This window comes from Chryseobacterium sp. SSA4.19 (assembly GCF_022601875.1).
Taxonomy (GTDB): Bacteria; Bacteroidota; Bacteroidia; order Flavobacteriales; family Weeksellaceae; genus Chryseobacterium.
Genome location: NZ_JAKVIP010000003.1, coordinates 58,226 through 69,073, shown reverse-complemented (window position 1 = coordinate 69,073; position 10,848 = coordinate 58,226). Strand labels below are relative to the sequence as shown.

The window sequence follows — 10,848 nt, the reverse complement described above, 5'->3', positions numbered from 1 at the left end:
GTTGTGTTGTATCACGAAGATACGATTAAATGAAAGCAATTCACAACGATTGTATGGGAACTCTCTTGATGATCCCAGTTGTGTTGTATCACGAAGATACGATTAAATGAAAGCAATTCACAACAGCTGGGCCAGGAAGCACTACCATACCTGAGTTGTGTTGTATCACGAAGATACGATTAAATGAAAGCAATTCACAACGAACGGCATCTGTAAACTGTGCATCGTTAAGTTGTGTTGTATCACGAAGATACGATTAAATGAAAGCAATTCACAACGCCAATTGAACCAAACCTACGAAGTTTGTTGTTGTGTTGTATCACGAAGATACGATTAAATGAAAGCAATTCACAACAGGATGGAAAACTTCTTCTCAGAAAAAAAAGTTGTGTTGTATCACGAAGATAATAAATTGTAACGACTCGCAGAGCGTAGAAGAATGATTTGGCAGAATTAAAGGAACTACAACATATCGTATTATAAAAAGCATGTAATGAAAACCGAGATGATTAGGCAGTAATATAAATACCACTATTTCTGTTATGATGAATGAAAATTAAGTGTCAATTGTACATTTATTTAAAATAGAATCTTATCTTTGTCTTTCTCTCATCAAAAAGTATTTAATCTTGACAAATGTGTATGTTCTGATGATTTTACAGATAAAATTACCATTCAAAATGACCCTATGAAAAAAATAATATCAGCCATCGGTATTCTCACAAGTACAGCCTCAGTTTTGTTTGCACAAACTACCAAAACGGAACCGTTCCGAAATACCAAACTTCCAGTAGAACAGCGGATTGAAAACCTCCTCGGACTGCTTACGGTAGATGAAAAAATAGGCATGATGATGGATAATTCCAAGGCTGTATCAAGGCTCGGTATTCCCGCATACGGCTGGTGGAACGAGGCCCTGCATGGGGTGGCAAGAGCGGGAACGGCGACCGTTTTTCCACAGGCTATTGGGCTGGCGGCAAGCTGGGATGTTCCGGAACACTTGAAAACCTTTGAAATGATTTCTGACGAAGCCAGAGCCAAATACAACAGGTCTTTTGACGAAGCAGGGAAAACGGGCCGTTACGAAGGACTCACGTTCTGGACACCCAACATCAATATTTTCCGCGACCCGCGATGGGGAAGAGGCCAGGAAACCTACGGAGAAGACCCGTTCCTGACAGCAAGCCTGGGTGTAGCAGCGGTAAAGGGATTGCAGGGAAATGATCCCGACTATTTCAAAACCCACGCCTGTGCCAAACATTTTGCCGTACACAGCGGCCCGGAATGGAACCGGCATTCCTACAACGCTGAAATTTCACACCGCGATCTTTACGAAACCTATCTTCCGGCTTTTAAGGCTTTGGTGATCGAAGGAAATGTAAGGGAAGTGATGTGTGCCTATAATGCTTTCGACGGACAGCCCTGCTGCGCCAATGATTTCCTGGTGAGCGACATCCTGCGCGGAAAATGGAAATACGACGGAATGGTCGTGTCCGACTGTTGGGCACTCGCCGATTTCTACCAGAAAAAATACCACGGAACCCACCCGGACGAAAAATCGACCGCCGCAGATGCACTGAAACATTCTACCGACCTCGAATGCGGAGATACTTATAATAATCTTAATAAATCCCTTGCCAGCGGTCTCATCACCGAGAAAGATATCGATGCTTCTATGCGCAGAATTCTGAAAGGCTGGTTTGAATTAGGTATGCTCGACCCGAAATCTTCCGTTCACTGGAACAGCATCCCGTACACAGTAGTCGATTCCGAAGAACATAAGCAGCAGGCCCTGAAAATGGCTCAAAAATCAATAGTTCTCATGAAAAACGATAAGAATGTTTTGCCTTTAAACAAAAACATCAAAAAAATCGCCGTGTTAGGACCGAATGCCGATGACGGACTGATGCAGCTCGGGAATTACAATGGAACGCCTTCTTCTATCGTAACCATTTTAGACGGAATCAGGAACAAATTTCCTAATGCGGAAGTCATTTACGAAAAAGGAAGTGAAGTTACGGACCCGTCTTCCAGAACTTCACTGTATCAGAATTTTTTAAGCCAGGAAAAAGGGGAAAAAGGAATGAAGGTGGAATTTTTCAACAACAATGAATTTAAAGGGTCACCGGCCAATATTTCTGTTAATAAAACCGGGATCAGCTACAACAGCTTCGGCGGTACCCAGCTTGCCCCGAATGTCGGCAGGGAAAATACCGCTGCAAAAATTTCAGGGATTTTTAAAAGTACCTACACGGGCGATGTGATTTTTTCAGCATCCACTTCGGATGTGTATAAGCTCTTTGTGGATGGCAAAGAAGTGGCAACCCGGAAAGGTCCCGATGCAAGGCATCCTTCGGAATTCCCTGTGAAAATGGAAAAAGGAAAAGAATATAACATTGAACTTCAACATAGGCAGATCGGCAAATATGTGAGCATCACATTTGACGTGTACAGAAAAGATCCTGTGAATTTCACTGCCGTAAAGGAAAAAGTGAAAGATGCGGAAGTCATCATTTTTGCCGGCGGACTTTCTCCAAGCCTGGAAGGAGAGGAAATGATGGTGAATGCAGAAGGTTTCAAAGGCGGTGACAAAACCAATATCGAGCTTCCGAAAGTGCAGCGCGAACTTTTAGCCGAACTAAGAAAAACCGGAAAACCCGTTGTTTTTGTTCTTTGTACCGGAAGTGCTCTCGGATTGGAGCAGGATGAAAAAAATTATGATGCCCTATTGAACGCCTGGTACGGCGGCCAGTCCAGTGGTGCAGCTGTAGCAGACGTACTTTCCGGGGATTACAACCCGTCCGGAAAGCTTCCAATTACTTTCTATAAAAATATCGCACAGCTGGATAACGCTCTGTCCAAAACCGGCAAGCATGAAGGGTTCGAAAACTACGACATGCAGGGAAGGACCTACCGTTATATGAAAGAACAACCATTGTATCCGTTTGGGCACGGGCTCAGCTATGCCAGCTTTTCTTATGGAAATGCTACCCTGAGCAAAAATACCATCGGTACGAATGAAAGCGTAACCCTTTCAGTTCCGGTAACCAATACGTCCGGAAAAAACGGTGAAGAAGTCGTTGAGGTCTACATCAAACGGAACAATGATCCGTTGGCTCCGGTAAAAACACTCAGGGCATTCCAAAGGGTAGCTATACCGTCCAAAACCTCTAAAACTGTCCGGCTCACCCTGTCTCCGGATTCGTTCATGTTCTATGACGAAAAAGCGGATGACTTGGTTTCCAAACCAGGAGATTATACCATCCTGTACGGCGGAACCTCTGCTGATTCAGGATTAAAAAGCCTGCCGCTCAAAGTAAAATAATGATTAACTCTTATCAAACCTCATAGGTTTCTAAAACCTATAAGGTTTAGCTTGATAAAAAGACTTTAATGAAAACAAAAAATATCATCTCAACCGCCGCTGTCTTTCTGACGGTTACTTTCTTTTCCGGGCAGTCCCAAAGCAAACCCAACTATACCCTGGATCTAAACGGCGCGTCTACCGGAATTAAGATCCAGCCGACGATGTACGGGATTTTCTTTGAGGATATCAACTTTGCAGCAGACGGCGGATTGTATGCTGAACTGATCAAAAACCGCAGCTTCGAGTTCGACGAACCGCTGACCGGATGGAAGCAACCCAACACGAAAACATTGTCTCCAAACTTGGATTCCGGGTTTTTGACAATCATAACCGATAAGTCTAAACCTAATAAAAATTACGCAAGAATTACGGTTAGGAACGACAAAAACTATCTGCTGGAAAATGAGGGATTCAGAGGAATCGGGCTGCATAAGGGTGAAAAATATGACTTAAGTTTTAATTTGGAAAACGTTTCGGGAAACATTTCTGCCATCAACATAAGTCTTGTCGACGAAAAAGGGATGGTGGTTTCTTCAGTTTCCACCATCATAAAAGGTGGGGGATGGCAAAAATACAATGCGGTTTTCAATCCTTCCAAAACCATTGAAAAAGCAAAGCTCCAAATCACATTTACCGGGAAGGGCATTGTGAATATGGATATGATCTCATTGTTTCCCCAGGATACCTGGAAGGGAAGAAAAGGGGGATTAAGAAAAGATTTGGTGCAGAAATTATATGATTTACAGCCGGGATTTTTACGTTTTCCGGGCGGCTGTATCGTAGAAGGGAGAACATTGGCAGAACGGTACCAATGGAAAAAAACAATTGGTAAAGTGGAAAACAGGGAAAACCTGATCAATAAATGGAGCAACGGATTTGCGCATCGTCTCACCCCGGATTACTGGCAGTCTTTCGGTCTTGGCTTTTTTGAATATTTCCAATTGGCAGAGGATCTGGGTGCAGAACCGCTTCCGATTTTAAGCTGTGGAATGGCCTGTCAGTTTAATACTGCCGAACTCGTAAAAATGGAAGATTTGGATCCGTATGTTCAGGACGCTTTGGATCTGATAGAATTTGCCAACGGCGATTCTCATACGAAATGGGGGAAAATCCGTGCTGAAATGGGTCATCCGCAACCTTTTAATATGAAATTCATCGGGGTCGGAAACGAACAATGGGGAGCAGACTATATCGAACGTTATAAAGTTTTTGAAAAAGCCATTCACTCCAAATATCCGGATATTAAAATCGTCTCCGGAAGCGGACCGTCTCCCGATGGCGAATTTTTTGATTACGGATGGAAGGAACTGAAAAAGCTTAATGCCCAGATCGTGGATGAGCACTACTACAATTCCCCGGAATGGTTTATGAAAAATGCCGGAAGATATGATACATACGACCGTTCCGGACCTAAAGTCTTTGCCGGTGAATATGCAGCGCAATCGGTTGGCGTTGTAAAGCCTGACAATAAAAACAATTGGCTTACCGCACTTTCTGAAGCCGCTTTCATGACCGGACTCGAACGCAATGCAGATGTGGTGACCATGACGTCTTATGCACCGCTTTTCGCCCACGCAGAAGGATGGCAATGGACGCCGGACCTGATCTGGTTCAATAACCTGAAGTCTTACGCAACGCCTAATTATTACGTCCAGAAACTTTTTTCCAATAACAAAGGAACGGAAGTCCTGAAAATTACCGGTAACGGAAAACCGGTAACAGGGCAGAACCAGCTGTATGCTACCGCCGTAAAAGATGCAAAGACCAAAGAAACCATCATCAAAATAGTCAATACGGATGCCGGAAGCAAATCGGTGACCATCAACCCGGCAAACATAAAACTGGGTAGCACGTTGACCAAAATTACCCTGACAGCCCCGCAGCTTTCTACCGAGAACAGCTTTGAAAATGAACCCATTCAGCCCAGAGAAGAAACGGTACGTCTCAAAAAAGGGAAAATGGTTTTGGAAATTCCTGCACAATCTCTGGTTATTTTAATAATAAACTAATTTTAAATATCTGATAATCAATAATAAATAAAAATTAAGTGTATTTATTACATTTAATTGAAAAGAATCTTATATTTGTTTAAATCTCTGGAATGGAAAAGCTATAAAGAAGTTCAGACCGATTTTTTAAAAAGGTTATCAAAAATCAAGCATTACGTTAATGAAAAAATATGTTATAGGATTAGACTACGGAACCGATTCTGTCCGGGCAGTCCTCATCGATACCGAAAACGGAGCGGAACTGGCTTCCTCCGTAAGCTATTACCAACGCTGGAAAGAAGGCCTTTTCTGCAGTCCTGAAAAAAACAGGTTCCGGCAGCATCCTTCAGACCATATCGAAGGGTTGGAAAAAACCATCACCGAAGTAGTTCAGCAAAGCGGGGTACAGCCGGAAGAAATCGTCAGCATCTGCATCGATACCACCGGATCATCTCCGCTGCCTGTAACTCAGGAGGGAATAGCTCTTTCCTTAACGCCGGGCTTTGAAGAAAATCCGAATGCCATGATGGTGCTCTGGAAAGACCATACTGCCATCCGTGAGGCCGAAGAAATCAATACGCTTGCGAAAACCTGGGGTGGGGAAGATTACACCCGTTTTGAAGGTGGCATCTACTCCTCCGAATGGTTCTGGGCCAAAATTCTGCACATCAACAGGGCAGATGAAGACGTGAAAAATGCAGCGCATAGCTGGATGGAACACTGCGATTACATTACCTTCCTGTTGTCGGATCATACAGATCTCAAAACATTCAAGAGAAGCCGTTGCGCAGCCGGACACAAAGCCATGTGGCATGAAAGCTGGGGCGGACTGCCTTCCGAAGATTTCCTCAACAGGCTCGACCCGTCTTTGGGAGAACTGAAAGAACGGTTATATGATAAAACGTATACTTCTAACGAAATCGCCGGCCACCTTAACGAAGAATGGGCGCAGCGCTTAGGCTTAACGACTTCTACCGTCATTGCCGTCGGAACTTTCGATGCCCATTCCGGTGCCGTAGGTGCCAAAGTGGAGGAGAACACCCTGATCAGAATCATGGGAACTTCTACCTGCGACATTATGGTCGCTCCCAACGAAATCATTGGTGACAAAACCGTAAAAGGAATCTGCGGCCAGGTAGACGGATCCGTGATCCCGGGAATGGCCGGGCTCGAAGCGGGACAATCTGCCTTCGGAGACGTACTGGCATGGTTCCGCGACATTCTGATGTGGCCGATGAACAATATGCTGCAACATTCCGAGATCATTTCCCCGCAACAGAAAGCGCAGCTTAAAGAAGAGTTTGAAAACAATTTGATTAAAAATCTAACCCTGGAAGCGGAAAAAATTCCGGCCGATGAAGCTTTACCGATAGCCCTTGATTGGGTTAACGGAAGAAGAACCCCGGATGCTAACCAGGAACTGAAAGCCGCTATCAGCCATTTTTCCCTGGGAACCAAAGCCCCGCATATTTTCAAAGCCCTAGTAAACGCCATTTGCTTCGGATCGAAAAAAATCGTCGACCGTTTTGAGGAAGAAGGTGTAAAAATCGAAAAAGTGATCGGGATCGGAGGCGTTGCCAGAAAATCGCCGTTCATTATGCAGACTTTGGCCAATGTGCTGGATATGCCGATTATTGTTGCGGCTTCAGACCAGGCTCCGGCATTGGGGGCTGCCATCTATGCTGCCGTTGCTGCGGGAATTTACCCGACTGTTCAGGAAGCAAGTCAGAAAATGGGTTCCGATTTCGAGGCAGAATATCATCCGCAGCCGGAACTGGTTCAGCAGTATGCCCGACTGATGCAGCAATACCAGCAGCTTGCCGATTTTACGGAAAGCGTAATTAAGAGCCCTGTTAAGGTTCTTAACCTTAACAGGGCTAAAAACCAAACAACATGAATAAATATAAAGAACTTCAACGGGAATGTTACGAAGCCAATATGCAGCTCAATGCTTTAAAACTGGTGGTTTATACATTCGGAAACGTAAGTGCCGTCGACCGTAATGAAGGCATTTTCGCCATCAAGCCAAGCGGCGTTCCGTACGCGGATCTGAAACCGGAAGATATGGTCATCCTTGATTTTGATGCGAATGTCATTGAAGGCAAACTGAGACCGTCTTCCGATACCAAAACCCACGCGTACCTGTATAAAAACTGGGAAAACATCGGTGGGATTTCCCATACCCATGCCATTTATTCTGTGGCCTGGGCCCAGGCGCAGATGGACATCCCGATTTTCGGGACTACCCATGCGGATCACCTGACATCCGATATTCCGTGTGCACCTCCAATGGACGACAGCCTGATCGAGGGCAACTACGAATACAACACCGGCATCCAGATCCTCGACTGTTTCAAAGAGAAAAACCTCTTACCGCACGAAGTGGAAATGGTCCTGATCGGAAATCATGGTCCGTTTACCTGGGGAAAAAATGCAGAAAAAGCGGTTTATAACAGCAAAGTGCTGGAAACCATTGCGGAAATGGCTTACCTTACAAGACAGATCAATCCGGACGCGCTTCGGTTAAAGGATTCTTTAATTAAAAAACATTACGAAAGGAAGCACGGGAAGGATGCTTATTACGGACAGTAAAAAGCGGCTGGCTGTTGGCTTTTAGCTTCTGACTGCTTTTAAAATATAAACCTCATAGGTTTTTAAAACCTATGAGGTCTGACGAAAAACGAATCCAAAAGGTTCAACATAAAATAATCTTATAAACCTAACGGGTTTCCAAAAAACCGTTAGGTTTATAAGAAACAGCATTAAAAATCAATCATCAATCATCAATTATCAATCATCATTTATAAACTATGTTAACACCTCTCAATACGAAAGAAATCTGGTTCATTACCGGAAGCCAGCATTTATACGGCCCTGAAACACTGGCGCAGGTTGCTGAACATTCGGCGAAAATCGTGGAAGCTTTTAATGCTTCGTCACAGATTCCTGTAAAGGTGGTTTTAAAGCCAACCGTAAAAACAACGGAAGAAATTTTCGAAACCTTGGTAGCCGCCAATCATACCGCCGACTGTATCGGGGTGGTGACCTGGATGCATACCTTTTCACCGGCTAAAATGTGGATCCGCGGGCTGACCGCTTTGCAGAAACCGATGCTGCACCTTCATACCCAGTTCAACCAGGATATTCCGTGGTCAACGATGGATATGGATTTCATGAATCTGAACCAGGCGGCGCATGGCGACCGTGAATTCGGGTTTATGGTAAGCCGCCTCCGCAAAAACAGAAAAGTAGTGGTAGGACACTGGGCAGAGGAAAGGGTACAGAAACAGATCGGTGACTGGAGCCGCGTGGCTGCCGGCTGGGACGACTGGCAGGGCGCTAAGTTCGCCCGTTTCGGAGACAATATGCGATATGTTGCCGTAACCGACGGTGATAAAGTGGAAGCGGAAACCAAATTCGGATTCTCCGTCAATACCTGGGGAATCGGTGATCTGGTAAGCGTGATCAACGGCATCGGGGAAGGTGAAGTGAAAACTTTGATCGAAGAATATGAAGCATCCTACAGAATGGCAGAATCCCTGCTTTCCGGTGGTGCCAACAGAAAATCCCTGGAAACCGCTGCCAGAATTGAACTCGGACTTGAAAAATTCCTGAAAGACGGAAATTTCAAAGGATTTTCCGATACTTTCGAAGACCTTCACGGGATGGAACAGCTTCCGGGAATTGCCGTACAGCGACTGATGGAAAAAGGATACGGTTTTGCCGGCGAAGGCGACTGGAAAACAGCAGCCCTGGTAAGAGCCATGAAAACGATGGGACAGGGGTTGCACGGCGGAAACGCATTCATGGAAGATTATACCTACCATTTGAATCCATCCAATCCTTCGGTGTTAGGTTCTCACATGCTGGAAGTGGATCCTGTTTTGGCAGCCGATAAACCGTCTTGTGAGATTCATCCGCTGGGAATCGGTGGTAAAGCAGATCCGGTTCGTCTGGTATTCAATTCCCGGGGAAATATTGATTCCCTGAACGCTGCTTTAATGGATTTCGGAAATCATTTCAGATTATTAATCAACAAAACCAAAGCGTTGGAGATCACTGAAGAACTACCTAAACTTCCGGTGGCAAGAGTACTCTGGAAGCCCCTTCCGGATTTGTACACCGCAGCAGAAGCGTGGATCCTGGCCGGTGGTGCACACCATACGTGCTACAGTGAAAACATCAGCGCAGAACAGTTGGAAGACTTTGCAGAAATGGCTAACATCGAATCGCTGGTCATTGACAAAAACACGAAAATCCGTGATTTTAAGAACACCCTTCGCTGGAATGAAATCTATTACCGTTAATTCTTCAACAAATATCATGTATTATGAAAAAAATAGGAGGCAGTGTATTCATTTTATTGGCAGTTTTATGTATTTTCGGCTGCAATAAAAAGGAAAACAACAATAAAACGAACTCAGATACCATGGAAAATGTACAGGTTTCAGATTACGGGGTTACCGCAAAAGGGGATTCCATTAAAAAATATACGTTAAGCAACAAAAACGGGATGAAAGTGGAGATCATCAACTACGGCGGGATCATCACTTCGCTGACGGCTCCCGATAAAGACGGGAAATACCAGGATGTAGTGCTGGGTTTTACCAAACCTGAAGATTACTTCAATGGAAATCCGTATTATTTCGGCGCACTGATCGGAAGATATGGAAACCGGATTGCCAATGCTAAATTCACTTTGGAAGGTAAAACCTATGATATTGATAAAAATGACGGGCCGAACAGCCTGCACGGAGGAAAAGAAGGGTTCCATACTAAAATCTGGACGGTAGAACCTGTGAAGGATGCGAAGTTACCAACTTTAAAATTAACCTACGTAAGTGCTGACGGTGAAGAAGGATATCCTGGAAAACTTACCACAACGGTTCTGTATACACTAACTGACGATAATGCCCTGGAAATTTCTTACGAAGCGGAAACGGATAAAGCGACTGTCGTAAATCTTACCCAGCATTCCTATTTCAATCTTTCCGGAAACTTTTCCAATCTGATTACGGACCACGAATTGCAGATCAATGCCGATAAATTTTTACCGGTGAACAAAACGCTTATTCCTGTAGGAGAGGAGAAAGAGGTTAAAGGAACTCCGTTTGATTTTACAGCAGCCAAATCGATCGGAAAAGACATCAATTCAGAAGACGAGCAGCTTAAGCTGGGCGGCGGATACGACCACAACTGGATCCTGAACGGAAACGGGATGAGGACCATTGCCACCGTATACCATCCGGCCAGCGGAAGGGTGATGGAAGTAATGACCGATCAGCCGGGCGTTCAGTTCTATTCCGGAAATTTCCTGGATGGAAAATTCGATACCAAAACCGGTGGCAAATATGAAAAAAGGAGCGGATTCTGCCTGGAAACCCAGCACTATCCGGATTCTCCGAACCAGCCTGCTTTCCCTTCCACGGAGCTGAAGCCGGGACAGAAGTATCAGACCAAAACCATTTATAAATTTTCAGTTAAAAAATAAGT

The 10,848-nt window shown here is 44.6% G+C and carries 6 protein-coding genes; all 6 read left to right on the top strand.

What is annotated here, in order from left to right; genetic code table 11:
* Positions 1 to 688: 688 nt before the first annotated feature.
* The 6 genes from MKJ01_RS02790 (at position 689) to MKJ01_RS02765 (ending at position 10,846) form a co-directional block, all read left to right on the top strand.
* Positions 689 to 3,325: a glycoside hydrolase family 3 C-terminal domain-containing protein gene (locus MKJ01_RS02790; RefSeq protein ID WP_241611616.1), complete on the top strand. Its 2,637-nt coding sequence runs from the start codon at positions 689 to 691 to the stop codon at positions 3,323 to 3,325.
* Between the two features lie 68 nt (positions 3,326 to 3,393).
* Positions 3,394 to 5,376, top strand: a complete 1,983-nt coding sequence (locus MKJ01_RS02785) for an alpha-L-arabinofuranosidase C-terminal domain-containing protein (RefSeq protein WP_241611617.1) — start codon at positions 3,394 to 3,396, stop codon at positions 5,374 to 5,376.
* A 160-nt stretch (positions 5,377 to 5,536) separates the two neighbouring features.
* On the top strand, positions 5,537 to 7,252 hold the full coding sequence (locus MKJ01_RS02780) for a ribulokinase (protein ID WP_241611618.1): 1,716 nt from the start codon (positions 5,537 to 5,539) through the stop codon (positions 7,250 to 7,252).
* Positions 7,249 to 7,947 (top strand): L-ribulose-5-phosphate 4-epimerase, encoded by a 699-nt coding sequence (locus tag MKJ01_RS02775; RefSeq protein WP_241611620.1) that lies wholly within the window; start codon positions 7,249 to 7,251, stop codon positions 7,945 to 7,947. Before MKJ01_RS02780 ends, MKJ01_RS02775 begins: the two co-directional genes overlap by 4 nt.
* Positions 7,948 to 8,165: 218 nt before the next feature.
* Complete coding sequence (gene araA, locus MKJ01_RS02770; protein ID WP_241611622.1) at positions 8,166 to 9,662, top strand: L-arabinose isomerase; 1,497 nt, start codon at positions 8,166 to 8,168, stop codon at positions 9,660 to 9,662.
* A gap of 23 nt (positions 9,663 to 9,685) precedes the next feature.
* Positions 9,686 to 10,846, top strand: a complete 1,161-nt coding sequence (locus MKJ01_RS02765) for an aldose epimerase family protein (protein WP_241611623.1) — start codon at positions 9,686 to 9,688, stop codon at positions 10,844 to 10,846.
* Positions 10,847 to 10,848 lie beyond the last annotated feature (2 nt).